The following is a 26704-nucleotide window of genomic DNA, read 5'->3' on the forward strand; positions in this document are numbered from 1 at the left end:
CTGGTGGAGCGATCATGAATGACGCCGGCGTACGACCTAGTGATGTCGATCTGCGGCTGGCGTTTTTCCAGAAGCTGCAAGCGGTCACCACCAAGATCCACGCCACCAGCAACCTCGATGAAATCATGCTCGACCTGGGCATGGAATTCTGCGACCTGTTCAACTGCGACCGCTTCACCCTGTACGCGCTGGACCAGCAGAAGGACCACATCGTCTCCAAGGTCAAAACCGGGCTGACCTCGTTCCGCGACCTCAAGCTGGCGATCACGCCGGCCAGCATCGCCGGCTACGTGGCGCTGACGCGCAAGACCGTCAACCTGGCCGACGTCTACGACCAGAACGAACTGAACCGCTATTCGCCGGAGCTGCGCTTCCAGCAAGGCGTGGACCAGCGCACCGGCTACCGCACCAAGCAGATGCTGGTGGCGCCGCTGATCTCGGTGCAATCGCGCGAACTGCTGGGCGTGGTCCAGTTCATCAACAACCGCGACCGCGTGCCCTTCTCCGCCATCGCCGAGGAAGGCGTGAAGGAATTGTGCGAGACCTTGTCGGTGGCGTTCTCGCAACGCATGAAACCACCGCAAATGGTACGCACCAAGTATGACGGGCTGGTGACAGAGGCGGTGATCTCGGCGCAGGAACTGGAAGCCGCCACGCGCAGCGCGCGCGCCAAGGAGCTCGATATCGAGGACGTGCTGATCGACGAGTACGAAATCAAGCCTGCCGCCATTGGCGTGTCGCTGGAAAAGCACTTCGGCGTGCCGTACGAGCACTTCCGCGCGGACCGTTTGAAGCCGGTCGACCTGCTGAAGAACCTCAAGCGCCAGTACGTGGAAGAATCGGGCTGGATTCCGCTTGAGGACAACAAGGAAGGCTTGCTGGTGGCGGCGCTCGATCCGGAACGGGTGGCGCATACGCACATCGTCGAGCAGATCTTCCCGCGCGCCAAGCCGGTGTACCGGGTCACCTCGCACCGCGAGTTCCGGCAGATGGTGGAGCTGTTCTATGGCCACGGCGATAGCGGCAGCGTCGGCGACCTGCTGTCCGGCATGGACGACGTCTACGACGAAGATGGCGAAGGCGCGGGCGAAGTGTCGGAGGCGGTCGAGAACGAGCTGGTCAAGCTGCTCAACAAAATCATCATGGATGCCTACCGGCAGGGCGTGTCGGACATCCATATCGAACCGCTGCCGGGCAAGGGCAAGACCGGCATCCGCTTCCGCAAGGATGGCACGCTGGTGCCCTACATCGAGATTCCGGCCAGCTATCGCTCGGCCTTGGTGGCACGCGTGAAAATCATGTGCGACCTTGATATCTCCGAGCGCCGCAAGCCACAGGACGGCAAGATCAAGTTTAAAAAATACGGGCCTTTGGATATCGAACTGCGGGTGGCGACGATTCCCTCCTCGGGCGGCGTGGAAGACATCGTCATGCGGATCCTGGCGGCCGGCGAGCCGATCCCGCTGGACAAGCTGGGCGTGCTGCCGTTCAATCTGGAGCGCCTGCGGGCGACGGTGAGCAAGCCCTACGGCCTGTTCTTCGTGTGCGGCCCAACCGGTTCCGGCAAGACCACCACCCTGCACTCGGTGCTCAATTATCTGAACACGCCGGACACCAAAATCTGGACCGCCGAAGACCCGGTTGAGATCACGCAGAAAGGCTTGCGACAGGTGCAGGTCAACCGCAAGGCCGGGCTGGATTTTGCGACCGTGATGCGGGCCTTCCTGCGCGCCGATCCGGACATCATCATGGTAGGCGAGATGCGCGACAAGGAAACCGTCAGCATGGGCATCGAAGCCTCGTTGACCGGGCACCTGGTGTTCTCGACGCTGCACACCAACAGCGCGCCGGAATCGATCGTGCGGCTGCTGGACATGGGCATGGACCCGTTCAACTTCTCCGATGCGCTGCTGGGCATATTGGCGCAACGCCTGGCCAAGCGGCTGTGCGGCAAGTGCAAGCAGGCCTACGAACCATCGCCGGCTGAGCTCGATGCCCTGCTGGCCGAATACTGCGAAGACCTGCTCGACAAATCCGTGATCCTGGCGCGCTGGAAGCAGCAATACACCAAGGATGACAAGTTCACGCTGTACCGCGCAGTCGGCTGCGACGAGTGCACCAAAGGCTACAAAGGCCGCGTCGGCCTGCACGAACTGATGATCGGCACCGATAAAGTCAAGAAGCTGCTACAAGAACACGCCCGCGTCGCTCAACTGCTGGCCGCCGCGCTGGAAGACGGTATGCTGACCCTGAAAATGGACGGCATCGAAAAAATCCTCTTGGGGATTACCGATATCAAGATGGTGCGGGCGGTGTGTATCAAGTAAATGGCATCGCTGTACAATGGACAGCATTCGCTGTACTATCAACAGCACCATGAATACTTCTCTATTTGCGGAGTTGTTCGGCGGCGCCGCCCGCTTCCATGCCCTGCGTTGCTTATTCGAGCAGCCAGCGCGCTTGTTTGGCTTGCGCGAGCTTGCCAAGGAGGCCGACGTCGACTCAGGCAACCTAAGTCGCTGGCTCCAACGCTGGTGCGCAGTGGGTTTGGTACAGCAGCCGGAAAAAATGCGCTATCGCGCCTCAAGCGATCCTGCGCTACAGCCGCTGATCCTCTTATTTCAGCAATCCAGCAGCATGTTGAACACGCTCAAGGCGCTGCTAGCCGAGCTAGCTGGTGTGGAAGCTGCCGCCATATTTGGCTCAGTGGCCCGCAACGAGGAAAGCGCGAGTAGCGACGTAGATATCCTGATCATCGGCGACATCTCGGAGATACGCGTCAACGCCTTACTTCAGCCTATTGAAAGGCAATTTGACCGCGCTTTTAACGCCTCCGTTTTCTCTAGATCAATGATCAGTCAATTACAGGATCAGGGAGATCCCTTGATTGCTACACTGCTCGACGGCCCCACACTCCTCTTGAAAGGAGATCCCCATGTCTTTGCAGACCTTGGCCGTTCTGAGCAAAAAACCGGACACCCCGCTGATTCCGCAAGCGATTAACAAGATCCAAATCCAAAGCTGGCTCCGCACCAGCGTCGAACAACTCGCCGATGCCAACCGTGCAGAAAATTCCTTCAGCACGCGCATGGAGGCGGCATATGAGGTTGCCTTCCTCACTGCTCTTGCCGTGCTTGCAGCATCAGGTTATCGCGTCAGCGCCAAGCCCGGACATCACGAAGTTACGCTTGAAGCCGCGTCAAGCACGATCGGGCTCTCAACCCACCGCCATGATGAAATCGAAGCCATGCGCAAATGGCGCAATCGGAAATATGGCGGTCTGTTAGCCACAAAAGCCGACGTTGATGATGCTCTTTCTATCGCGGAAAAATTTCAACACGACGTCGTAGACTGGTTTGCCAAACACCACCCTACTCTGCTGCAGCCGTGATGGTGCACGTGGTTTGCACCGGCGGTCGGCCAATGCACGCAAGCGGGCGAGGCCGGCTTTCAAATTGTAGGACCGCCCAGCCAGCATGGCATTGACGAGTTGCGTGGCCATCGCCAGCGCCGGCGCGGCGGCGATGGATGGCAGGACAAGTCGGTAGCGCCCCTGCATGCGCGGCACCACGCCGACAAAACCGACCGTGACTTCGTTCAGCGCGAGGCGGCGCAACTCAATTGCCGTCTGTTGAACCAACTCCACAATCGGCGGCACAGCGTCGGCGCGCTTGCCGACCAGTCCCCGCAAGCGGTGCAGGCCGGGCAAGGTGTTATACAGGCGCTGCTGCAATTTCTCGGTGGCCTCGGGCGTGACCGGATCCAGTTCGAGAATGCTTAACAAGCACGGTTGAGTGGAATAGCGGTTATCGCTTTCCAGATAGCGTTGATCGATGATTTTCATGGACCATATTGTGCACCCGGCTGCCTGCGCACAAAAGCAGCGTCCGCCGCGACAACGTGTAAGACCACGCTGACACCGGCTTATGCCGGTTCCAGTACGGATGGCAGTTGCTTTTCGAAGCAGACCGCGAGCGGGTTGCCGATGTATTTGCCGTAGTTGGAAATGCGGCTGTAGCCGCGCGCCTCGTAGAAATCGACCGCGCGGCGGTTGACCAGGCGGGTTTCCAGCCACACGGCCTGATAGCCCATCGCCGCCGCCTCTTCCTCAAGATAGCGCAGCACCGCGCTGCCGACGCCGCTGGTGCCGTGGCGCGCATACATGCGCTTGATCTCGGCCACGCCCGGTTCCAGCGGGCGCAGCGCACCGCAGCCGACCGCCATGCCATTGACGTCGCGCGCGATCACGAAACACGCCATCGGGCCGAGTACATCCTCGACATCAAACGAGGCCATGCCGCCATCGCCGGTAATCGCCTCCAGCGCCGTCGACAACTCCGCCATCAGCGCCACCGAATCAGCCGCCCTGGGATCTTCCGTCGCCACCTGAATCTCGTTCGCCATAGCCCCGCCCTCACGAATAGCAGAGATCATTGTAGACCAAGCGCTGAAACTAGACAGCTAGCGCCATATCAATAGCTCAGCACCTATTGATCGCCACCACAGCGATGCGCCTGGTTTGACGCGAGACCTCGCTTGCCAACACAAATCATTGCACCGTGCAGATCACCAGTTCGGGGTCGGCGTTGATGCGGACGGGGATCATGCCACAGCCGACGCCGCGGCTGACGATCAGGTCGCCGTTGGCACGGACCGGGAAGCGGCCGTAATAGTACGGGCGTGACAAAGGGCCTTGCGGCATCACGATCGGTGTACCGTCCGATAGCGCGATCTGGCCGCCGTGGGTGTGGCCGGCGAAGGCGATGTCGTAGCGCTGGCGATGCAGCATCAGCAGGCCGTCCGGCGCGTGCATCAGCAGGATGCGCACCGGGGCGGCGCCGGCAAAGGTAGCGGCGGCGTCGGGCTCGCCTGCCCACGGATCGTCCATGCCGCACACCGAGACGTTGCCGAACGGCGCGGGCAACGCTTGCGCGCGGTTGACCAGCATCTGCACGCCGGCGGCCGCGAACAACCGGCCGATCTGGCCGTCGTCGGTGGACAGGTCATGGTTGCCGAAGACACCAAACTTGCCCAGCGGCGGCCGACACTGCGCCAGCCGCGTTGCCAGCACTTCAGCATGCGCGGCCGGGCCGGTGACGTAATCGCCGCCCAACAGCAGCACGTCCGGCTGCTCGATGGCGATGCGCACGAACAGGTCGTCAAAGATGGCCGGATAGGTGGACACGCCGGCGTGGAAGTCGGAGGCGAACGCGATCTTAAGTGGCTTGGGCAGGCGCCGCTCCGGCGGCAACGCCACTGTGTGGTGCGTCACGCCCAGCTTGCCGTGCAGGCCGATGCGGTAGCTCAGTGCCGCCACCCGCCCGCGCAGCAAGGCCGCGCCTACGCACGCCTCGATCAGGTGCTGGCGGCGGGAGTAGTGCTTATGACGTGGAGCGGACATGGACGACGTGCCTGGCAGAGCGAAACCCGGCATGATACCTGAACCGGCCGGCGCCGGATATGTGCTTCAGCGGTTACAGCGGGGCATCGACCAGCAATTGGGGGCGCAGGGCACGGATGCGCAGTTCGGTGAAGTAGCCGCCGCCTTCGGTGTAGCGCAGGTAGTGGCGCCCGCATTTCACGCAGCGCAGGACGTGGCTGAGATTGGCGGGATAGTAGCGCGGCGCGATGGGCGCATCGTCGCTCTGCAAGCGTGTGCCGGCCGGATGGTATTCGGCAAAGATTGGCTCGGCGAACGGATCTTCCACCAGCGAGGCCACCTCCTCGAACTGATCCAGCTCCAGGGTCGGCGGCATCGCCTGCCAGGCCAGCATCGCCGCTTGGTGGCAGTTGCACGGCATGCTCACTGCGGCCGAATGCTGCGCCAACTGGTTCAAACCCGCAAAATCAATCGCCATCGTACTTCCATCATCAACAAGATTTTCCGATTCTACTGCAATCCTGATCAACATCTGATGCGGTGGCGTTCGTTGGCCCAACGGTAGGCGGGGCGGCTTTGGGCATGATATTGCCATTTACCGCATCCGATAAACGAAGCGACAGCAACTGGGCGCAATGGGTCAATGTGCTTCAATGGATCGGATTCACAGCATGGGCTTGCAGCCTCTACCTCGGAATCAACCACGGCAGCCCATATTTCCCGAGTCTGAGATCGCTTATGACCAGCCCGACATCATGCTCGAAGTGGAGCGCGTCGGCGACGAACTCCGCATCCGCCCGCGCCAGCCGGCGCAATAAAAAAGGGAGCCGAAGCTCCCTTTTGTTTTACATGATGTGATGCCCGATCCACCAGGCGATCGCGGCGACAAACGCCGAGGCCGGGATGGTGAAGATCCACGCCCACACGATGTTGCCCGCCACGCCCCAACGCACCGCCGACATTTTCTGCGACGAGCCAACGCCGACGATGGCGCCGGTGATGGTGTGGGTGGTCGACACCGGCACGCCCAGGGCGGTCGCGGTGAACAGGGTGATGGCGCCGCCGGTCTCGGCGCAGAAGCCGCCCACCGGTTTCAGCTTGGTGATCTTCTGGCCCATCGTTTTCACGATACGCCAGCCGCCAAACAGGGTGCCGAACGAGATCGCGGTGTAGCACGACACGATCACCCACAGCGGCGGCTCTTTGGCGCCGGCGGTCGAGTAGCCGGCCGCGATCAGCAGCATCCAGATGATGCCGATGGTTTTCTGCGCATCGTTGCCGCCGTGGCCCAGGCTGTACGAGGCGGCCGAGAACAGCTGCAGGCGGCGGAACCATTTGTCGACCCGGCGCGGGGTCGAGCGCACGAAGATCCACGACACCAGCAACATCATCAGCGAACCGAAGATGAAGCCCAGCAGCGGCGACAGCACGATGAACACCACGGTCTTGATCAGGCCGGCCGAAATCAGGGCGCCGGTGCCGCTCTTGGCCACCGCCGCGCCCACCAGGCCGCCGATCAGCGCGTGCGACGACGACGACGGAATGCCGTAGTACCAGGTGAAGATATTCCACACGATGGCGCCCACCAGCGCGCCAAAGATCACGTACTGGTCGACCACGCCGGGGTCGATGGTGCCCTTGCCCACCGTGGCGGCCACGGTCAGCTGGTGGAACACGAAGATGGCGACAAAGTTGAACAGGGCCGCCATCGCAACAGCGGTCTGCGGCTTGAGCACGCCGGTCGAGACCACGGTAGCGATCGCGTTGGCGGCGTCATGGAAGCCGTTCATGAAGTCAAATATCAGCGCCAGGGCAATCAGCATGCCCAGCACGTAGATACTGATTTGTAGGGTTTGCATGGGAACTCGTCTTTGTAATTAGGCGTTTTCGACGATGATGCCTTCGATGATGTTGGCCACATCTTCGCAACGGTCGGTCACGGTTTCCAGGATTTCGTAGATGGCCTTCATCTTGATCAGGTTGCGCACGTCCGGTTCGTCGCGGAACAGCTTGGACATGGCGGCGCGCATCACGTGGTCGGCGTCCGATTCCAGGCGGTCGATCTCTTCGCAGATCGAGACGATCTGGCGCGAATTGTCCATATTGTGCAGCATCGACACCGCTTCCTTCAGCTTCTCGGTGCAGGCCAGCACCAGCTCGGCCAGGCGCTTGGCTTCCGGCGTCACCGAGTGCAGGTCGTACAGCGACACGGTCTGGGCCGCGTCTTCCAGCAGGTCGAGGATGTCGTCCTGGCGGGTGATCAGCTTGTGGATGTCGTCGCGGTCGATCGGCGTGATGAAGGTCTTGTGCAGCATGTCGACCGTCTGGTAGGTGATCTTGTCGGCTTGCTTCTCGATGCTTTCGATCGCATGCACGCGATTTTCCAGGTCATCGAAATTGGACATCAGGCCCACCATCTCTTTTGCGCCTTTGACGCACAGTTCGGCGTGCTGATTGAACAGGTCAAAGAATTTGCCCTCGGTGGGCATCAAGCGTCCAAACATATTTTTCTCCGTTGTGTTACTACTGCAGATCGCCGGCCCGGCGGGTAGCCAGCCGGCGTAAGGGTTAGTCGCCCTGGTAAATACCCAAACTACCAGAGTAATTGCCAAACTTGGTGTACTGGCCGATCCAGGTCAGGCGTACCGCGCCGATCGGGCCGTTACGCTGCTTACCGATGATGATCTCGGCCGTTCCCTTATCGGGCGAGTCGGCGTTGTAGACCTCGTCGCGATACAGGAAGATGATGACGTCCGCATCCTGCTCGATAGCGCCGGATTCGCGCAGGTCGGACATGACGGGACGTTTGTTGGGACGTTGTTCCAGCGAGCGGTTCAGCTGCGACAGCGCGATCACCGGGCAGCCCAGCTCCTTGGCCAGGCCTTTCAGCGAACGCGAGATCTCGGAGATCTCGGAGGCGCGGTTGTCGCCCGCCTTGGAACCCTGCATCAGCTGCAGGTAGTCGACAATGATCAGGCCGAGCTTGCCGCACTGGCGCGCCAGGCGGCGCGCGCGGGCGCGCATCTCGATCGGGTTCAGTGCCGGGGTTTCGTCGATGAAGACCTGGGCGTCGTTCATCTTTTGAATCGCATGGGTCAGGCGCGGCCAGTCCTCGTCGTTGAGGCGGCCGGTCCGCAGGCGGTGCTGGTCGAGCTGGCCGACCGAGCCCAGCATACGCATCGCCAGCTGGGCGCCGCCCATCTCCATCGAGAAGATCGCCACCGGCAAGCCGGCTTCGATCGCGACGTTTTCGCCGATGTTGACCGAGAATGCGGTCTTGCCCATCGACGGACGGCCGGCCACGATCACCAGGTCGCCGCCCTGCAGACCCGAGGTCATGCGGTCGAGGTCGATGAAGCCGGTCGGCACGCCGGTGATTTCGGACTGGTTTTCGCGCGAGTACAGCTCGTCGATGCGCTCGACCACCTGGGTCAGCAGCGGCTGCACCGCCAGCCAGCCGGCCGCGCCACGCGCGCCCTGCTCGGCAATGGCGAAGATGCGCGATTCGGCCTCGTCGAGGATTTCCTTGGTTTCCTTGCCCTGCGGGCTGAACGCCTGGCCGGAAATATCGTCGGCCACGGTGATCAGCTGGCGCAGCACCGAACGGTCGCGCACGATCTCGGCGTAGCGGCGGATATTGGCCGCCGACGGCGTGTTCTGCGCCATCGCGTTCAGGTAGGCCAGGCCGCCGACGTCGTCGGCCTTGCCCAGCTGGGTCAGGTTTTCGAACACGGTGATGACGTCGGCCGGCTTGGAACCGTTAATCATGCGCACGATCTGTTCAAAGATGATGCGGTGGTCGTAACGGTAGAAGTCTTCCGGCTGCATCATGTCGGCAATGCGGTCGAACGCCGAGTTATCGCGCAGCAGGCCGCCGATGACGGACTGTTCTGCTTCGATAGAGTGCGGCGGGACGCGGAGCGAATCGACTTGCGGATCGGAGGGGGCGTTCATGGCGCGAATTATACCTGCTTGCTTGTGCCAGATTACAATTTTATGACGAGAAAAAAGCCGGGCAAGCCCGGCTTTTTTCATGGGTGTTGCAAAACCAGACAGGCGTTGCCGCCCGGTCCAGTCTTAGGCGGCTTCGCCTACAACGGCAACGGTCACTTCTACCACCACGTCGGTGTGCAGAGCAACGCTCACTGGGAACTCGCCAGTGGTCTTCAGCGGACCGGTTGGCATGCGCACAGCGGCTTTTTCAACAGCGAAACCTGCTTTGGTCAGGGCTTCAGCGATGTCGAAGTTGGTTACCGAGCCGAACAGACGGCCGTCAACGCCGGCTTTCTGGCCGATGGTCACGGTCATGCCGTTCAGTTTTTCGCCTTGGGCTTGGGCAGCGGCCAGTTTAGCGGCAGCAGCTTTTTCCAGTTCGGCGCGCTTGGCTTCGAATTCCGCGATAGCCGACGTGGTTGCACGACGGGCCATTTTTTGCGGGATCAGGAAGTTACGTGCGTAGCCGTCTTTAACTTTAACGACTTCACCCAGGTTGCCCAGATTGACAACTTTTTCCAACAGAATGATTTGCATAGTTCTTCTCCAGTTACTCTGCCGCGATTACGCGTTGTGCAGATCGGTGTACGGCAGCAGGGCCAGATAGCGAGCGCGCTTGATCGCGGTGTCAACTTGACGCTGGTAGTGCGCCTTGGTGCCGGTCAGACGTGCTGGCATGATTTTGCCGTTTTCCTGGACGAAGTCTTTCAGGGTGTCTACGTCTTTGTAGTCTACTTGCTCAACGCCAGCGGCGGTGAAGCGGCAGAACTTCTTGCGCTTGAACAGTGGGTTTTGTTGCTTGCGCTTTTCTTTCAGCTTGAGCTTGTTTTTGTCGAACTTTTTACCGAATGCCATTTTAGGCTCCTGTATTTAAATTGAGCTGTCTGGGACAGCACGAAAATCAATGATGTGAAACACCAGGCTTTTGCTATTGCGGCTTTTCTTGTTGAGAAAACCGGTGAACTCATACAGCCCGCCTAATGGCGTCGCATTGAACCGGCCTGAAATCTCGCCCGCAGCAACTGCGGACACTTCAAACTCGGACAATCGGGCAATGCCCGCCTCCATCTGCTGCGATCGGTGCTGGAGTACAGCATTCACGATCGGCATGCCGGCCGGGGTGTAACGTATTGCATCCCGTTCGGCGATGAGGGCGATGAACTGTAGCTGGTTCAGCGCGGTTCCTTCTCAGGGCAATTAAGCGGCTGGAGCAGCAGCGGCGGCTTCAGCGCGGTGCGATTTAGCTGCGTCTTCGCGTTGTACCGACTTCATCATCGGCGAAGGAGCGGTTTCCGCTTTCTTCATCTTGACGGTCAGGTGACGCAGAACGGCATCATTGAATTTGAATGCGGTTTCCAGCTCAACCAGGGTCTCGTTGTCTGCTTCGATGTTCAGGCAGATGTAGTGAGCTTTGGCCAGTTTCTGGATCGAGTAAGCCATCTGACGACGGCCCCAGTCTTCAACGCGGTGAACATTGCCGCCGCGCGAGGTTACGGTGGTTTTGTAACGCTCGATCATGGCGGGCACTTGCTCGCTCTGGTCCGGGTGGACGATAAATACGATTTCGTAGTGACGCATGTATAACTCCCTTAAGGACTTGATAATGGCCCACCCTGGCGTCAAGACAGGTGTGGGAAGAGGTAAGCCCGCGACTATAGCAGCTTTCCCGGCAAAACGCCAGCACGGCGTTTCGCAAAATTATTTCGCCGGAAGCAACAAATTCCCTTGCATTTCGGCTCACACTGTACAAAAATACAGACTGTTCATATACACAGGCTCACTGTACTCATGCTCAAGCTCACTGCACGCCAGGAACAAATCCTGAACCTGATCAAGGACGCCATCGAAAACACCGGCTTCCCGCCGACCCGCGCCGAGATCGCCAACGAACTGGGCTTCAAATCCGCCAATGCCGCCGAGGAACATTTGCAGGCACTGGCGCGCAAGGGCGCGATCGAGATCGCCGCCGGCACCTCGCGCGGCATCCGCCTGCTGGGCGCGCACGCCGAACCGGCCACGCCGAAAGTGCCGGCCGCGCTGATGATGTCGCTGCCGCTGATCGGCCGCGTGGCCGCCGGCTCGCCCATCCTGGCGCAGGAAAACCTGGAAACCAGCTACAGCGTCGACCCGGCCATGTTCGCTTCCAAGCCGGACTACCTGCTGAAGGTGCGCGGCGAATCGATGCGCGACGCCGGCATCATGGATGGCGACCTGCTGGCGGTGAAAAAGGTGGACAGCGCCAAGAACGGTCAGATCGTGGTGGCCCGCATCGGCAGCGAAGTGACGGTCAAGCGCTACCGCAAGACCGGCAACACGGTCGAGCTGTTGCCGGAGAACCCGGACTTCAAAATCATCAAGGTAGATCCTGAAGCTGATGAATTTGCGCTGGAAGGCCTGGCAGTGGGCCTGATGCGGACCTGGCACTAAGCCCTTCCCCACCCTGCGCCAGCAAGACCAGATCGGCTTGCTGGCGTGCCTCCTGCGCGACCTGCGCAAATACCTGATTCATCAATTGCTGGGCCGCCGACAGTTCGGCGTCGCTCATGGCGTCCGCCACGGCGGAGGGGATGGTGCGCCCGATCGGCAGCGCGGCGTGGAAGTTGGCACGGAAGCGGCCATAGCAGGCCAGCCAGGCGCCGCGCTCGGCCGGCGTGCGCACGGCGTCCGGTGCGCCGCAGTGGAAACGCGACAGCGCGATATCGGCGCCGTCGTAGTGGTGGGTGTAGTAATCGATGTCGACGCGCAGATCGCCTGCGCCGGCCTGGGCAGCGGTGGCTGCCAGCATCAGGCCGGTGGCGATCAGCGCGCGCATCGTCAGCAGCCTTCCAGCGCGCAGCAGAAATCGTCCAGCAGGTCGTCGATGTCTTCGATGCCGACCGAGACGCGGATCAGCGATTCGGCAATGCCCATCGAAGCACGGCGCTCTGCGCCCATCTCGAAGAAGATGGTGTGCGCGACTGGAATGATCAGCGTGCGGTTGTCGCCGAGGTTCGAGGCTGGAATCGCCAGCTTCAGGCGGTTCAGGAAGTCGAAGCAATCGAGGCCATCCTTGAGCTCAAAGCTCAGCAGCGAGCCGTGCGCGCGGAACAGCTCCGAGCTGATGCCGTGCTGCGGGTGCGACTTCAGGCCCGGATAGTAGACCGCTGCGACGCGCTCATCCTTCTCCAGCATTTCGGCCAGCGCCAGCGCGTTGGCGGTGGTGCGCTGCATGCGCAGCGCCAGCGTTTCGGCGCCAACAGCGATGTGGTGTGCTGCGTCCGGCGCCAGCGAGGAACCGAAGTCGCGCAGCGCCTTGGCGCGGATCTGCGCCAAGCCCCACTGCAGCGGCGCAGCTTTCTTGTAGTTCTCGTAGATATTCGGGAAGCGGGTCCAGTCGTAGGCGCCGGTGTCGGTGATGCTGCCGCCAAGCGCGTTGCCGTGGCCGCCGATCGATTTGGTCAGCGCGTTGACCACCAGGCCCGCGCCCACCGCTTTCGGCTGGAACAGGTAAGGCGTGGTCATGGTGTTGTCGACCACGTACAGGATGCCCAGCTTCTGGCACAGTTCGCCGATGCGCTTGAGGTCGGCGATCTGCGTGCGCGGGTTGGCGATGGTTTCGACGAACACCACGCGGGTGCTGTCGGTGATCGCCGCCTCGACGTTGGCCACATCGGTGGCGTCCACGAAGGACACGCCAATGCCCTGGCTCATGGCGGTCTGCCACAGGCTGTTGGTGTTACCGAACAAGAAGGACGAGGACACCACGTGGTCGCCGGCGCGCAGCAGCGCCTGCATCACTGCGCCGATGGCGCCCATGCCGGTCGCGAAGCAAATCGTGCCCACGCCCTGCTCCATCTTGTTGACCTTTTCTTCCAGCGCCGAGATGGTCGGATTGCCCTGGCGGCCATAGCGGAAGCCCGGCTCCTTGCCCTGGAATACCGACGCCAGCTGGCGCGCGTCGGCATAGCCGAACGCCACCGAAGTGTGGATAGGCTTGTGCAGCGAACCGTGCTCGATGCCCTTCTGGCGGTCGCCGTGCAGGATGGTGGTGGTGAAACCGTAGTTTTTTTTATCGTTCATGTGTCAGCTTTCGCGCCGTCATTCCGGCGTAGGCCGGAATCCAATTGGGCCCCGGCCTGCGCCGGGGCGACGATTAGGCCTCGCTGGCGGCCAGGTTCAGGTTCAGCTGCGAGCGGCCTGCATCTTCCGGCGCCTTGGCCTTGGTCGGATGGTGACGCTCGTATTCCAGTTTATCCAGATACTCCTTGGTCACGTCGCCGGTCACATACACGCCGTCGAAGCACGAGGCTTCGAAGCTGGTCAGCGCCGGGTTCACGTCCGCGATGGCGCGTTTCAGCGCGTCGATGTCCTGGTACACCAGCGCATCGGCGGTGATTTCCTTGCACACCTCTTCGACCGTGCGGCCGTGGGCGATCAGCTCGTCGCGGGTCGGCATGTCGATGCCGTACACGTTCGGGTAGATCACCGGCGGCGCGGCCGACGCGAAGATCACCTTGGTGGCGCCGGAGTCGCGCGCCATCTGCACGATCTCGCGGCTGGTGGTGCCGCGCACGATGGAGTCGTCCACCAGCAGCACTACCTTGCCCTTGAATTCGTCCGGAATCGCGTTCAGCTTCTGGCGCACGGATTTTTTACGCGCAGCCTGGCCCGGCATGATGAAGGTACGGCCGATGTAGCGGTTCTTGATGAAGCCTTCGCGGTATTCCACGTTCAGCGCCAACGCCAGCTGGATCGCCGCAGGACGCGACGAGTCCGGGATCGGCATCACCACGTCGATCTTCATGCCGTTCAGTTCGCGCTTGATTTTCTCGGCCAGGTACTCGCCCATTTTCAGGCGGGTGGCGTACACCGAGGCGCCGTCGATCACCGAGTCAGGACGCGCCAGGTAGACGAACTCGAACACGCATGGATTCAGCGATGGATTGTCGGCGCACTGGCGCGAGTGCAGCTGCTTGTCGTTGTCGATGAACACGGCCTCGCCCGGTGCGATGTCGCGCACGAAGCGGAAGCCCATGCCTTCCAGCGCCACCGATTCCGACGCGATCAGGTATTCCACGCCGTCCGGGCTTTCATTGATGCCCAGGCACAGCGGACGAATACCGAACGGATCGCGGAAGGCCAGCAGGCCGACGCCGGCGATCTGCGCCACGGCAGCGTAGCCGCCGCGTACACGACGGTGCAGCACGGTCACGGCATTGAAGATGGTGTTGGCGTCGATCGAGATGCCGACGGTGGCTTTCTCAATTTCGTGGGCCAGCACGTTCAACAGCACTTCCGAATCGGAGTCGGTGTTGATGTGGCGGCGGTCGTTCTCAAACATTTCCTTCTTCAACTGTTCCCAGTTGGTCAGGTTGCCGTTGTGGGCCAGCGTGATGCCGAACGGCGCGTTGACGTAGAACGGCTGCGCCTCTTCTTCGCTCGACGAGCCGGCGGTCGGGTAGCGGCAGTGGCCGATACCGGAGTTGCCTTGCAGCGTACGCATATTACGGGTACGGAACACGTCGCGCACCAGGCCGTTGGCCTTGTGCATGGCGAACATGCTGCTGTGATTGGTCGCGATACCCGCCGCATCCTGACCGCGATGTTGCAACAGCAACAAGGCGTCATACAGCATTTGGTTGACAGGTTGATGGGATACGACGCCGACAATGCCACACATGATGGTGCTCCTGGACAGGTACTACAGATTTAACGAATTCAAAAATTCACATGCTGCGCCATCGCAGCGGGAAGATACTGCTTGACCATGCGGGCACCCTGCTCCGCGTATGGACTCAAGACCGCATGCTTCCAAAAATCCTGCTTGGGCAGCGACGTCATCCCGCTCAAGATGACGGCTGCCAACACAATTACAAGCCCGCGCGCGACGCCGAACACGGCGCCCAGCGCGCGGTCGATGAAGCTCAGGCCGCCCGCGTCGAGCAAGGCGTCCAGCGCCAGCGACAACAGGCCCATTAAAATCCGCGCACCGATGAACAGTGCGATAAAGGCAACGATCAGGCGCAGCACTTCGCCCGGGATCACCGCCGGCAGCATCTGCGCCAGCGCCGCCGCGTAGGCGTTGGCGACCACGAAGGCGATCACCCAGCCCAGCACCGACAGCACTTCCTTCACCAACCCGCGCACCACGCCGATGATGACCGACGTGACCAGCACGAAAATGACCAGATAATCGAAGATCGTCACTTTAGTTCAAGTCTCGCGGCGGCTCAGACGGTTTCGATGCGGCCTTCAAGGCCCATGCTGCTCAGCTTGGCCTTCACCTTTTCGGCCTCTTCCTTGCTGCTGAACGGCCCCACGCGCACGCGCGTCACGCCCGACGGCGTTTTCTGCGTGTAGGCATTGATGCCGGCATTTTTCAGTTTGGTGCGCAATTCATCGGCCTTGGCCTGGTCGCTCAGGGCCGCCACTTGCAGCACGAACTTCTCGGCCGACGCGGCTGGTTTGCCTTCCAGGATGGCCAGTGCGCGCGCGTCTTCATTCTTGGCCGCAGGCTTGGTCTCGGCCGGCTTGGCGCTCTCGGCCGCCTTGGCCTTGGCCTCCTTAGCCTCGGCCAGCTTGCGTTCGGTTTCCTGTTTTTCAGCTTTGAGCTTGGCTTCGGCCTTGGCCTCGGCTTGCTTGCGTTCCAGTTCAGCCTTGTAGTCGGCTTCCTGGCGCGCTTTGATCTCGCGCTCGGCCTGGGCCTTGGCCTGCTGTTCGGCGCGGGCTTCGGCTTTCGCCTTGGTGTCGGCATCCGGCTTGGCCGCAGGCTTCACGTCTTCGACGATTTCTTCCCGGCTGTCCAGCGCGGCGGCGGCAGCTACCGGCGCAGCAGGCGCAGGCGCAGGCACGGTCTCGGACGGCTTGTCCTTGGATGGGATTTTGATTTCAATGTCGGACGACAGCGGCTTGGGCTCGGAATCGAGCACCATCGGCAGGCCCACGGCCACGGCCAGCGCCAGCGCAATGGCGCCGACCAGACGGCGGCGTGCACGTTTCTTTTCCGGCAACACGGCATCGTCTTCATCACGCTCGCGCGTGCGGCGCTTGGTGGCGCCGCCGTCAGCCGACGAGGCGCGCTTGGAGCGGGCGCGTTCGGTCGCCGCCCGGTCATCTGCGCTGGTATAAAAACCGCTGTCTTGACCTGCGGTGTCTTGCTTGTTTTTACCGAGTTTCGAGAACAAGCCCATGCGTGATTTCAGTCCTGTGCGTTCAATGGAGTGAGGATTTTCGCGCCGCCATGACACCGGCAACGGTCAGGAAAGATCCAAAGACCACAATTCTATCATCCTCACCGGCCCGGCTGACGGCATTTGCATATGCAGCACCCGGATCGTCGAACACATTGATGGTGCGCTCGTCGCGTTCCGGCTGCACCAATTGCACCTTGGCGGCCAGTTCCGAGGCGCTCGCCGAGCGCGGCGACGGCAGCGTGGCCAGGCACCAGTGGTCGATATGCTCGGACATGGCGGCGATCACGCCGTCGATATCCTTGTCGTGCATGGAACCGAACACGGCGTAGGTGTAGCGGTGGAAGCCCATGTTGCCGAGGTTCTGGTTCAGGGCGGCGGCGGCGTGCGGATTGTGCGCCACGTCGAAGATGGTGGTCGGACGGCCCGGCAGCACCTGGAAGCGGCCCGGCAGCTCGACGGTGACGAGGCCGGTGCGCACTTCCTGCGCGCCCACCGGCAGCACCAGCTTCAGGGCCTCCAGCGCGGCCAGGGCGGCGCAGGCGTTCAGGATCTGATTGGCGCCGCGCAGGCTTGGGTAGGCCAGCGAATTACGGCGCTGGCCGCGGCCGCCGTAGCTCCACTGCTGCTTGTCGCCCGAGTAGTTGAAATCGCGGCCCATCAGCCACAGGTCGGCGCCGATGGCTTCGGCGTGGTCGATCAGGGCTTGCGGCGGCACCGGGTCGGAGCAGATCGCGGTCCTGCCGGCGCGGAAGATGCCGGCCTTCTCGAAGCCGATCTTCTCGCGCGTGTCGCCGAGGTAGTCGGTGTGGTCGATATCGACGCTGGTGACGATGGAAACGTCGGCGTCGATGATATTGACCGCATCCAGGCGGCCGCCGAGGCCCACTTCCAGGATGACCACGTCCATGCCGGCTTCCGACAGCAGCTTCATGATGGCCAGCGTGGTGAATTCAAAGTAGGTCAGCGAGGTATCGCCACGGGCGGCTTCCACCGCGTTGAAGGCGGCCACCAGCGTTTCGTCGCTGGCCATGTCGCCGTTGATGCGGGCGCGCTCGTTGAAATCGAGGAAGTGCGGCTTGATGTACAGGCCGACCTTGTAGCCGGCGCGCATCAGCACAGATTCCAGCATGGCGCAGGTCGAACCCTTGCCGTTGGTGCCGGCCACCATGATGGTCGGGCAGCTAAAGCTCAGCTGCAGGCGTTCCTTGACGGCCAGAACGCGGTCCAGGCCCATGTTGATGACGGTTTCGGCATGGCGCGATTCAAGCAGCGCAAGCCAGGCGGGCAAAGTAGTTGGGAGGTTCGACATGATGGTGACTCAGAAATGAAAACGGCGCGCAGGCCGGATGATATCCGATTGCGCGCCGTAGCGTGAGAGCGTCGCCCGTTTTTAGGCGAGCACTTCCACTGGTTGATTCTGCAACAGTGCCAGCAGGCGGGCGATTTCTTCGCGCATCTTGCGGCGGTCGACGATCATGTCGACGGCGCCCTTCTGCACCAGGAACTCGGCGCGCTGGAAGCCTTCCGGCAGCTTTTCGCGCACGGTGTTCTCGATCACGCGCGGGCCGGCGAAGCCGATCAGGGCCTTCGGCTCAGCGATCACCACGTCGCCCATGAAGGCGAACGAAGCGGACACGCCGCCCATCGTCGGGTCGGTCAGCACGCTGATGAATGGCAGCTTTTTGTCCGACAGCTTGGTCAGCATGGCGGTGGTCTTGGCCATCTGCATCAGCGACAGCAGGCCCTCTTGCATACGGGCGCCGCCGGTGGCGGTGATGCAAATGAACGGCACCTTCTGCTCCAGCGCCACTTGCGCGCCGCGCACGAAGCGCTCGCCGACCACGGAGCCCATCGAGCCGCCCATGAATTCGAATTCGAAGCACGCCACCACGGCCGGCAGGCTCATGATGGAGCCGCCCATCACGATCAGCGCATCGGTTTCACCGGTGGCTTCCATCGCTTGCTTCAGGCGGTCTGGGTATTTCTTGCTGTCTTTGAACTTCAGCGTGTCGACCGGCAGGGTGTCCATGCCGATTTCATAACGGCCGCCGGCGTCGAACAGGCTGTCGAGGCGCTCACGGGCGCGGATGCGCATATGGTGATCGCACTTCGGGCAAACGTGCAGGTTCGACTCCAGGTCGGTGCGGTACAGCACGGCTTCGCACGATGGGCATTTGACCCACAGGCCTTCCGGCATGGTCTTGCGGGCGCCCGCGTCCGAACGCTGGATACGTGGGGGCAGCAGTTTTTCCAACCAACTCATAAATTCTCCTTGCAGCTAATTCTTGGGCCGAAGTGTAGCCGTTTCTGGCCCCCCTGTCGAACTTTAGAGGAAATCCACTACTTAACGGACAATATTTCAAGAAAACCAAGCTTGGAGATTTTACCAGAGGCGCCTGCCGACGCCCCTGGGCAGAACCATCAGGCGTCGAGGGCGGCGCGGATCGAGGTGGTGAAGGCCTGGACGGCGGCGACCGCCTTATCTTTGCCGGCGGTTTCGATTTCCTGGATGATGCGGCTGCCGATCACCACCGCATCGGCCACTTCAGCCACGGCGCGCGCGGTGGCGCCGTCGCGGATGCCGAAGCCCACGCCGACCGGCAGTTTCACGTGCTTGCGGATCGCTTGCAGACGGTTCGCCACATCTGCCACATCGATATTGCCGGCGCCGGTCACGCCTTTCAGCGAGACGTAGTAGCTGAAGCCGCCGCCGACCTTGGCCACCTGCTCGATACGTTTTTCGGTCGAGGTCGGGGCCAGCAGGAAGATCAGGTCCAGCTCGGCCGCGCGCATGGCAGCGGCGAACTCTTCACACTCTTCCGGCGGGTAATCCACCACGATGGCGCCGTCCGCCCCCACCGCCACCGACTGCTCGATAAAGGCTTTCGGGCCGATGCGCTCGATCGGATTGGCGTAGCCCATCAGCACCACTGGCGTGGTCTGGTTGGTCTTGCGGAACTCGGCGACGTAGTTAAACACGTCCTGGATACCGACGCCATTGGCCAGCGCGCGTTCGCAGGCGCGCTGGATGACCGGGCCTTCAGCCATTGGGTCCGAGAACGGCACGCCCAGTTCAAGGATATCGGCGCCGCCCGCCACGAGGGCGTGCATCAGCGGCACAGTCAGTTCCGGGGCCGGATCGCCGGCGGTAATGAAAGTAACGAGCGCGGTTTTGTTTTGCGCTTTCAAAGCGCTGAAGGTTGCTGCAATTTTGGACATGTCGGTTTCCTTAGTTGAAGTTCAGACCCATACGCTCTGCGACCGTATGCATGTCCTTGTCACCCCGGCCCGACAGGTTGGCCAATACAATTTTGTCCTTCGGCAGCGTAGCCGCCAGCTTGGCCGCGTAGGCCAGCGCGTGCGACGACTCCAGCGCAGGAATGATGCCTTCGATGTGGCAGGAGTCGTGGAAGGCCTTCAGCGCTTCCTCGTCCGTGATCGAGACGTACTCGGCACGGCCGCTATCCTTCAGGTAGGCGTGTTCTGGACCGACGCCCGGATAATCGAGGCCTGCCGACACCGAATGGGTCTCGATGATCTGGCCGTTCTGATCTTGCAGCAGATAGGTGCGATTGCCGTGCAGGACGCCCGGATAGCCCTTGGTCAGCGAGGCCGCGTGCTTGTCGCCGTCCAGGCCCTCGCCCGCCGCTTCCACGCCAATCAGCTTGACGCCTTTCTGGTCGATGTACGGGTAGAAGATCCCCATCGCATTCGAACCGCCGCCGATGCACGCCACCACGTAGTCGGGCTGGCGGCCGGTCATTTCCGGCATCTGCACCAGGCATTCCTCGCCGATCACCGACTGGAAGTCGCGCACCAGCATCGGGTACGGGTGCGGACCGGCCACGGTGCCGATGATGTAGAAGGTGTTTTCAATGTTGGTGACCCAGTCGCGCATGGCTTCGTTGAGCGCATCCTTCAGCGTCTTGGAGCCTGACTCCACCGGCACCACGGTCGCGCCCAGCAGCTTCATGCGATACACGTTCTGCGCCTGGCGCTTGACGTCCTCGCTGCCCATGTACACCACGCATTCGAGGCCGAAGCGGGCGCAGATGGTGGCCGTGGCCACGCCGTGCTGGCCAGCGCCGGTCTCGGCGATGATGCGCGGCTTGCCCATGCGCTTGGCCAGCAAAGCCTGGCCGATCACGTTGTTGATCTTGTGGGCGCCGGTGTGATTCAGGTCTTCGCGCTTGAAGTAAATCTGCGCGCCGCCGGCGATTTCAGACCAGCGCTTGGCATGGTAGATCGGCGACGGACGGCCGACGAAATGCTTGAGTTCGTAGCGGAATTCCTCGAGGAACTCGGGGTCCTTGCTGTACCTGGCGTAGGCTTCGTTGAGCTCGGCCAGGGCGTAGGTCAGGGTTTCGGCGACGAAGCTGCCGCCGTAAGGGCCAAAGTGACCTTTGGCATCAGGGAATTCGTAGTCTTTAGCGTGGAACAGCGCTTTCATGATGGGTTTCGCTTTCGATAAGAGTATCTCCCGCGCGCACCGCAGCGACAAAGTCGGCGATCTTGCGCGCGTCCTTGATCCCCTTGGACGCTTCGACACCAGAGCTGATATCGACCGCGTAGGGGCGTACACCGGCCACCGCGTCAGTCGCGTTGTGTACGCTCAAGCCACCACTTAAAACGACCCGAGGCGCGAGATCTTTTGGAATGAGAGACCAATCAAAACCCTTTCCTGCGCCACCGTAGGCGTCCACGTAAGTATCCAGCAACAGGCTGGTGAACAATGGACTGGCGGCGCGGTTTGCCTGCTCGTATTCTAGCAGTTCATCCGGGCGCGTGTCAGGTTTGACGCGGAACACTTTCATGTACTGGCGTCCGGCGGCGGCGGCAATGGCCGCGCCCTGCTCGACCGTTTCATCGCCATGCAGTTGCAATAATGACAGCGGCGCGATCTTCACGGCCGCCGCCACTTCTTCCGGCGAGGCGTTGACGAACAGGCCGACGGTGGCGATAAACGGCGGCACGCTGCGGATCAATTCAGCGGCGCGCTCGGGCGTGACGTAGCGCGGGCTCTTCGGATAGAACACGAACCCGATCGCATCCGCGCCAGAGGCCACCACGGCTTGCACGTCTTCCTCGCGGGTCAGGCCGCAAATCTTGATACGGGTACGCATGCTCATCCTTTAAAACCACGGCAGCTGGCTGGAGGTTTCCTGCGGCAGCGCCCACTTTTCATCGTAATCGATTTTGGCCAGGTACAACCCGTCCGGCATGAAGGTCGGCGCGGCGATCTGGCGGTTTTTCGCCGCCAGCAGTTCGCCCATCCACGTGACATCCTCGCGCCCCTGGCCGATGTAGACCAGCGACCCCACCAGATTGCGCACCATGTGGTGCAGGAAGGCGCTGGCCTTCAACGTGAAGATGATCAGGTCGCCCTGGCGGCGGATCTGGATGTCGTGCATCAGCTTGACCGGCGACTTGGCCTGGCAATGCGCCGCGCGGAAGGTGGTGAAGTCGTGCTCGCCGATCAGCGCCCTGGCCGCTTCCTGCATGCGCTCGACATCCAGCGCGTGATGGTAGAAACCGGCACGGCCATTCAGCAGCGGCGAGCGCACCTGATGGTTGTACAGCACGTAGTGATAGGTGCGTGCGCGGGCGCTGAAGCGGGCGTGGAAGAAGTTCTCTTCGGCCGGATCGCCGTCCAGCTCCTTGGCCCAGCGCACGCCGATCGACGGCGGCAGGAAGGCATTCACGCCGCGCACCCAGGCATGCGGCAGGCGATTCAAGTCGGTGTCGAAATGGACGATCTGCTCGGAGGCGTGCACGCCGGCGTCGGTGCGGCCGGCGCAGGTGGTGGCCAGCGGCACGGTGGCGAATTCCAGCAGCGCCTGTTCCAGCTTGTCCTGCACGGTCAAGCCGTGGTCCTGCTTCTGGTAACCGTGCCAGGCCTGGCCGTCGTACTGCAGCCCGATTGCGATCCGTTTCACTACTGCCCAATCCAAAAGTCTGAATCAGCCATTATATAACGGCGCGCTTTTATCCCAGCTCGGCCTTCATGCCGGTGGCCTTGGCCACCTGCTCCGGATTACCGCCACGCAGCACTTCATCCAGCAGTTCGCGCGCGCCTTCCTTGTCGCCGATTTCCTGATAGGCGACGGCGAGGTCCAGCTTGGTGTCCATTTCCATGTGGTGGGCCGACAGCGGCTCGCTGCTGGCCGGCGCGGACGCGGCCGGCGCTTCGGTGGCGGTGGCGGCGCCGCCGTCCAGGCTACCCAGGTCCAGGTCGATGCCCGACAGGTCGAACTCCTGCGCCGCTGGCGGCGGCGCGGCGGTGATGGTTTCCGCTGGCAGGTCGAGGCTGGTGTCGAAGTCCAGCGATGGCGCTGCAGCTTTCGGCGGCTCGGTCAACGCTGGCACTTCCGGAATGTCGAAGCCGGCCAGGTCGAGGTCCAGCGGATCGCTGGCGGCCGACGGCTTGGCGTCTTCCGCTGCCGCCGATGCCGGCAGGTCGAGGCCGAAGTCCATGCCCAGGTCATCGGCTGGCGCCGGGGCTTCGGCCGCCGGGGCTGGCGCCGGCGCCGGGGCGGCGACTGGCTCGAAGCTCAGGCCATCCAGGTCGAAGTCCATCAGGTTGCTGTTTTCGGCGGCCACCGACGCTGGCGAGACCGAGGCGTCCGCCGCCGCCGGCAAGGCGGTGTCGAAGCTGGCGCCGAAGTCGAGATCGTTGAAGTCGCCACCAGCGGCCGGAATGGCTGGCGCGGCCGGTGGAACCTCCTGGTTCAGGTCCTGACTGAGGTCCTGACCGAGATCCTGGCTCAGGTCCAGATCCAGCGCAGGTGCGGCGGCCATTGGCGCTGCTTCGGCCGGGGCCGGCGCAGCTGGCGTGTAGGTGGCGCCGAAGTCGCTGCCGAAGTCCGGCTCGGCCGCAGCGGCTGCCGCAGCGGCGCCGACCATCGCGGCAGCCGCGACCGGCGCGGCCGACGACGCATCGCCGGCACCCATCGTGTACAGCGGATTGACCGGGTCGAGGCTCTTGCCCATTGCCGCCGCCTGCTCCCACTCGCCGCCCTGGCCGCGGGTCAGCGCGTACAGTTCGGAAGCCTGGGTTTCAAACGCACGCGCATCCTTGCGGGTGACGTAGATTTCCAGCAGCTTCAGGCGCACGGCGTGGCGTTCCGGATGGGTGCGCAACGCTTCCTTGAGGATTTCTTCCGCCTGGGCGTCGCGGCCGTAGGCGATGTAGACGTCGGCTTCCGCCACCGGATCGACCTCGTTGGTGTCCAGCTGGCTGGCCGATGGCGCGAAGTTCGAGTTGAACACGCTGTTGTTGGTGTCGATGCTCTGGCCGCCCGCATCGGCGATCAGCGGCTGCTGCGGCGGGATGGCGGTGTCGCCGAGGATGGACGGCTCGTCGGCCGGCACCACGAATTTCTTGCGGCGGCGCGAGGCCATGATGCCCACCGCACCCAGCAACACGGCGGCTGCGGCCGCGCCGACGTAGGTGATGTTGTCCATCAGGATTTCGAAGAAGCTTGGATCGGCCAGTTTCTTCGGCGGCAGCACCAGCGTGCGCTTCGGCTTATGCTCGGCCGGGGTAGCGTCGATGGTCGGCACGCCCGATGCAGCCGATGCTGCGGCTGCGGCCGACGCCGAAGCGGAGGCCGACGGCTTCTTGGCCTCGGCCGCCGCCTTGCTCTTCAAGGCCATCAGCTTTTCGAGGTCGTTGACGTTCTTTTCCAGTTCCTTGACGCGCTCTGCGGCTTCGTCCACCGCTTTCTGCTTGGCGATCTTGTCTTCTTCCGCCGCCTGGCCGGTCTTGCCTTGCTGTGGCGCGCTGGCGGTGGCCTTGGACAGGGTCAGCTTGTCCTTGGCGGTGTTGGTGGCGGTCGGCTTTTCCTCGACCTTGGCGGTGATCTTGCCCGACACGTTTTGCGAGGCGTCCGGCTCCTTGGCCGGCGCGCTGGCGGCAACCTGCCCCGCCAGCTTGGCGCGGTAGGCGTTGAAGTCAGCCGCATGCGCCACCACCACGCCGCGCGCTTCGCTGTCGCTGCCAGCGGCGCGAATGGCGTCGGAGTCCGGCACGGCCAGGATCTGGCCCGACTTCAGGCGGTTCATATTGTTGCCGGCGAAGGCTTCCGGATTGGCACGGTATAGCGCGACCAGCATCAGGTCCAGCGACACGTCGACCGGCTTGACCTGGTTGGCGATACGGGTCAGGTTGTCGCCGGCCTTGACGGTGTATTCGCCAGCGGCGGTCTTGGCTGGCGCCGGCACGGCCAGAGGACGGGTTGCCGGTGCAGGCTGCGCTGCGCCGGCGGCGGCGGACGGTGCGGTCGCCGCCGGGGCTGGCGCTTGGACCGGCGATTGGGCCGGTGCAGCGGCAGGCGCCACGCGGTTGCCGAGGTCGACTGGCGCCGTCACTTGCGGCGCTTGCGTGGCGCGCAGGTCTGGCGGATCGAGCAGGAAGGTGTATTCGCGGACCATGCGGCCGCCGGTCCAGTTCAGTTCCAGCAGCATGTCGACGAACGGTTCGTTGATCGGCTGGCTGGAGCTGACTTTGATGACTTGCTTGCCGTTGCGCGGCTCGACTTCAAAGCGCAGCGACATCAGCGCCGGGTTGAAGTCGATATTGGCGGATCGGAAGGCCTCGGCCGGGGCCAGCTTGGCGACCAGCGCGCTGGCCTCGTCGGCGCTGACGGCCGTGAGTTCGATTTCCGCCCGCAGCGGCTGCCCCAGCGACGACAGGACAGTCAGCTTACCCAGTCCCGCCGCATTTGCAGACGCGGCCAACAAAACAGCGCTGGCAACGGCGCTGGTGAGTGACTTCAACGCGAACGAGACAAAGGGGCGATTGTGTACTGGCATAGTGGGGCGTTTTTATGATTGTCAGAGGGAAAATGTTACTTTCCCGGATATACCAACATAACATCATGCTTGGGAGCATGCAAGCTTTGCACCACTGTAAACCAACAAAAGGGCTTTCCCCTATGAGAACACATAGGAAAAAGCCCTTCTCTTGTGCAGATTAAGACTTACTGGTCGAGCACGATGCGCAGCATGCGGCGCAGTGGTTCGGCAGCGCCCCACAGCAGCTGGTCGCCGACGGTGAAGGCCGACAGGTAGTCCGGACCCATGCTCATCTTGCGCAGACGGCCGACCGGGATCGTCAGGCTGCCGGTCACGGCCGCTGGCGACAGGTCATGCACCGAAGCTTCGCGGGTGTTCGGCACCACTTTCGACCACTGGTTGGCCGAGGCGATGATGTCGGTGATTTCGTCCAGCGGCACGTCCTTGGTCAGCTTGATGGTCAGTGCCTGCGAGTGGCAACGCATGGCGCCGATACGCACGCACAGGCCGTCCACTGGAATCGACTTGGAACCGAAGTCCGCGCCCAGGCCCAGGATCTTGTTGGTCTCGGCGCCGGCTTTCCACTCTTCCTTCGATTGGCCGTTGCCCAGGTCCTTGTCGATCCAGGGGATCAGGTTGCCGGCCAGCGGCGCGCCGAACTGCTTGATCTCGTCAGCCGACAGGCCGTGCTGGGTGGCCAGCACCTGGCGGTCGATTTCAAGGATGGCCGATGCAGGATCGTCCAGCAGCGGCTTGACGGCGCCGTTGATGGTGCCGAACTGGGTCAGCAGTTCGCGCATGTGCTGCGCGCCGCCGCCCGAGGCTGCCTGGTAGGTCATCGACGTCATCCACTCGACCAGGCCGTGCTGGAACAGGCCGCCCAGGCCGATCAGCATGCACGACACGGTGCAGTTACCGCCGATGAAGTTCTTCACGCCCTTGCCCAGCGCGTCCTTGATGACGTGCATGTTGACCGGGTCCAGCACGATGACCGCGTCTTTTTCCATGCGCAGGGTCGATGCGGCATCGATCCAGTAGCCGTTCCAGCCGGCTGCGCGCAGTTTCGGGAACACTTCGGTGGTGTAGTCGCCGCCCTGGCACGAGATGATGATCTCGCACTTTTTCAGTTCGTCGATGTCGGTGGCGCTTTTCAGCTTGGTTTCGTTCTTGGCCATCGCCGGTGCGTTGCCGCCCGGATTCGACGTGGTGAAGAACACAGGCTCGATGTGAGCGAAATCGCCCTCTTCCTGCATGCGTTGCATCAGGACCGAACCCACCATACCGCGCCAACCTACCAGACCTACGAGTTTCATTTTGCTCTTCCTTTTAAGTTATCTATCCCGACGTCATTCCGGCGCAGGCC

General features: G+C 62.4%; 28 protein-coding genes. 4 read left to right on the forward strand and 24 right to left on the reverse strand.

The features are described 5' to 3' along the window. The first annotated feature begins 14 nt into the window (after nt 1-14). Genes BMZ70_RS11760 through BMZ70_RS28015 form a run of 3 tightly spaced genes read left to right on the forward strand, consistent with a single transcriptional unit; the run spans nt 15 to nt 3391 of the window. Nucleotides 15-2327: a GspE/PulE family protein gene (locus tag BMZ70_RS11760; protein ID WP_092274020.1), complete on the forward strand. Its 2313-nt coding sequence runs from the start codon at nt 15-17 to the stop codon at nt 2325-2327. A 49-nt stretch (nt 2328-2376) separates the two neighbouring features. Next, nucleotides 2377-3003, forward strand: a complete 627-nt coding sequence (locus BMZ70_RS11765; RefSeq protein WP_165403485.1) for a nucleotidyltransferase family protein — start codon at nt 2377-2379, stop codon at nt 3001-3003. Then, nucleotides 2936-3391, forward strand: coding sequence for a hypothetical protein (locus tag BMZ70_RS28015; RefSeq protein WP_130300793.1), 456 nt, complete (start codon nt 2936-2938; stop codon nt 3389-3391). Before BMZ70_RS11765 ends, BMZ70_RS28015 begins: the two co-directional genes overlap by 68 nt. On the opposite strand, the gene BMZ70_RS11770 is transcribed toward BMZ70_RS28015, so the two are convergent. The 11 genes from BMZ70_RS11770 to rpsF all read right to left on the reverse strand — a co-directional run bounded on the left by BMZ70_RS11770 (nt 3284) and on the right by rpsF (nt 10951). Next, nucleotides 3284-3844: a hypothetical protein gene (locus tag BMZ70_RS11770; protein WP_175500773.1), complete on the reverse strand. Its 561-nt coding sequence runs from the start codon at nt 3842-3844 to the stop codon at nt 3284-3286. The genes BMZ70_RS28015 and BMZ70_RS11770 overlap by 108 nt on opposite strands. An 80-nt stretch (nt 3845-3924) precedes the next feature. Beyond that, complete coding sequence (locus BMZ70_RS11775) at nt 3925-4404, reverse strand: GNAT family N-acetyltransferase (RefSeq protein ID WP_092274026.1); 480 nt, start codon at nt 4402-4404, stop codon at nt 3925-3927. A gap of 145 nt (nt 4405-4549) precedes the next feature. Next, nucleotides 4550-5401, reverse strand: coding sequence for a metallophosphoesterase (locus BMZ70_RS11780; protein WP_092274029.1), 852 nt, complete (start codon nt 5399-5401; stop codon nt 4550-4552). Nucleotides 5402-5474: 73 nt separating this feature from the next. Next, a complete protein-coding gene (locus BMZ70_RS11785; RefSeq protein ID WP_092274032.1) occupies nt 5475-5858 on the reverse strand; it encodes a hypothetical protein in 384 nt (127 codons plus the stop codon). Nucleotides 5859-6225: 367 nt separating this feature from the next. Continuing rightward, nucleotides 6226-7239 (reverse strand): inorganic phosphate transporter, encoded by a 1014-nt coding sequence (locus tag BMZ70_RS11790; RefSeq protein ID WP_092274035.1) that lies wholly within the window; start codon nt 7237-7239, stop codon nt 6226-6228. An 18-nt stretch (nt 7240-7257) separates the two neighbouring features. Further along, nucleotides 7258-7884, reverse strand: coding sequence for a DUF47 domain-containing protein (locus BMZ70_RS11795; RefSeq protein WP_092274038.1), 627 nt, complete (start codon nt 7882-7884; stop codon nt 7258-7260). A gap of 64 nt (nt 7885-7948) precedes the next feature. Next, nucleotides 7949-9334 carry a replicative DNA helicase gene (locus tag BMZ70_RS11800; protein WP_092274041.1) on the reverse strand — a complete coding sequence of 462 codons (1386 nt, stop codon included), beginning with the start codon at nt 9332-9334 and terminating at the stop codon, nt 7949-7951. A 123-nt stretch (nt 9335-9457) separates the two neighbouring features. Further along, nucleotides 9458-9910 (reverse strand): 50S ribosomal protein L9, encoded by a 453-nt coding sequence (gene rplI, locus BMZ70_RS11805; RefSeq protein ID WP_092274044.1) that lies wholly within the window; start codon nt 9908-9910, stop codon nt 9458-9460. A gap of 27 nt (nt 9911-9937) precedes the next feature. Further along, complete coding sequence (rpsR, locus tag BMZ70_RS11810; protein WP_090176193.1) at nt 9938-10228, reverse strand: 30S ribosomal protein S18; 291 nt, start codon at nt 10226-10228, stop codon at nt 9938-9940. Nucleotides 10229-10243: 15 nt separating this feature from the next. Beyond that, nucleotides 10244-10549 carry a primosomal replication protein N gene (gene priB, locus BMZ70_RS11815; protein ID WP_092274047.1) on the reverse strand — a complete coding sequence of 102 codons (306 nt, stop codon included), beginning with the start codon at nt 10547-10549 and terminating at the stop codon, nt 10244-10246. Between the two features lie 21 nt (nt 10550-10570). Further along, nucleotides 10571-10951, reverse strand: coding sequence for a 30S ribosomal protein S6 (rpsF, locus tag BMZ70_RS11820; protein ID WP_092274050.1), 381 nt, complete (start codon nt 10949-10951; stop codon nt 10571-10573). A gap of 210 nt (nt 10952-11161) precedes the next feature. On the opposite strand from rpsF, the gene lexA reads away from it, so the two are divergent. Continuing rightward, nucleotides 11162-11800 carry a transcriptional repressor LexA gene (gene lexA, locus BMZ70_RS11825; RefSeq protein WP_092274053.1) on the forward strand — a complete coding sequence of 213 codons (639 nt, stop codon included), beginning with the start codon at nt 11162-11164 and terminating at the stop codon, nt 11798-11800. Here the strand turns inward: lexA and BMZ70_RS11830 are convergent. The 13 genes from BMZ70_RS11830 to asd form a co-directional block, all read right to left on the reverse strand. Further along, entirely contained in the window at nt 11727-12185 is a 459-nt protein-coding gene (locus tag BMZ70_RS11830) for a hypothetical protein (protein ID WP_092274055.1), read from the reverse strand. The two genes, lexA and BMZ70_RS11830, sit on opposite strands and share 74 nt — an antisense overlap. Before the next feature lie 2 nt (nt 12186-12187). Then, complete coding sequence (locus BMZ70_RS11835; protein WP_092274058.1) at nt 12188-13432, reverse strand: cystathionine gamma-synthase family protein; 1245 nt, start codon at nt 13430-13432, stop codon at nt 12188-12190. Between the two features lie 73 nt (nt 13433-13505). Further along, nucleotides 13506-15032 (reverse strand): amidophosphoribosyltransferase, encoded by a 1527-nt coding sequence (gene purF / locus BMZ70_RS11840; protein ID WP_092274061.1) that lies wholly within the window; start codon nt 15030-15032, stop codon nt 13506-13508. 38 nt (nt 15033-15070) lie between these two features. Beyond that, entirely contained in the window at nt 15071-15559 is a 489-nt protein-coding gene (locus BMZ70_RS11845; protein WP_092274064.1) for a CvpA family protein, read from the reverse strand. A 23-nt stretch (nt 15560-15582) separates the two neighbouring features. Beyond that, on the reverse strand, nt 15583-16542 hold the full coding sequence (locus BMZ70_RS11850) for an SPOR domain-containing protein (RefSeq protein WP_092274067.1): 960 nt from the start codon (nt 16540-16542) through the stop codon (nt 15583-15585). A 22-nt stretch (nt 16543-16564) separates the two neighbouring features. Then, on the reverse strand, nt 16565-17854 hold the full coding sequence (gene folC / locus BMZ70_RS11855) for a bifunctional tetrahydrofolate synthase/dihydrofolate synthase (protein ID WP_092274070.1): 1290 nt from the start codon (nt 17852-17854) through the stop codon (nt 16565-16567). 81 nt (nt 17855-17935) lie between these two features. After that, nucleotides 17936-18808 (reverse strand): acetyl-CoA carboxylase, carboxyltransferase subunit beta, encoded by an 873-nt coding sequence (gene accD, locus BMZ70_RS11860; RefSeq protein WP_072781064.1) that lies wholly within the window; start codon nt 18806-18808, stop codon nt 17936-17938. 158 nt (nt 18809-18966) lie between these two features. Beyond that, nucleotides 18967-19764, reverse strand: a complete 798-nt coding sequence (gene trpA / locus BMZ70_RS11865) for a tryptophan synthase subunit alpha (RefSeq protein ID WP_092274072.1) — start codon at nt 19762-19764, stop codon at nt 18967-18969. Between the two features lie 10 nt (nt 19765-19774). Next, nucleotides 19775-20995, reverse strand: a complete 1221-nt coding sequence (gene trpB / locus BMZ70_RS11870; RefSeq protein WP_092274075.1) for a tryptophan synthase subunit beta — start codon at nt 20993-20995, stop codon at nt 19775-19777. Continuing rightward, the gene (locus tag BMZ70_RS11875; protein ID WP_092274078.1) at nt 20973-21674 is read right to left on the reverse strand and encodes a phosphoribosylanthranilate isomerase; all 702 of its coding nucleotides are present in this window, start codon (nt 21672-21674) and stop codon (nt 20973-20975) included. The genes trpB and BMZ70_RS11875 overlap by 23 nt, the downstream gene beginning before the upstream one ends. A gap of 3 nt (nt 21675-21677) precedes the next feature. After that, nucleotides 21678-22481, reverse strand: a complete 804-nt coding sequence (gene truA, locus BMZ70_RS11880) for a tRNA pseudouridine(38-40) synthase TruA (protein ID WP_092274081.1) — start codon at nt 22479-22481, stop codon at nt 21678-21680. 49 nt (nt 22482-22530) lie between these two features. After that, entirely contained in the window at nt 22531-25284 is a 2754-nt protein-coding gene (locus tag BMZ70_RS11885) for a motility hub landmark protein FimV (protein WP_229205381.1), read from the reverse strand. A gap of 242 nt (nt 25285-25526) precedes the next feature. Further along, complete coding sequence (gene asd, locus BMZ70_RS11890) at nt 25527-26654, reverse strand: aspartate-semialdehyde dehydrogenase (protein ID WP_092274086.1); 1128 nt, start codon at nt 26652-26654, stop codon at nt 25527-25529. Between the last annotated feature and the right edge of the window lie 50 nt (nt 26655-26704).

Source organism: Duganella sp. CF402, from assembly GCF_900109645.1.
Taxonomy (GTDB): domain Bacteria; phylum Pseudomonadota; class Gammaproteobacteria; order Burkholderiales; family Burkholderiaceae_D; genus Rugamonas.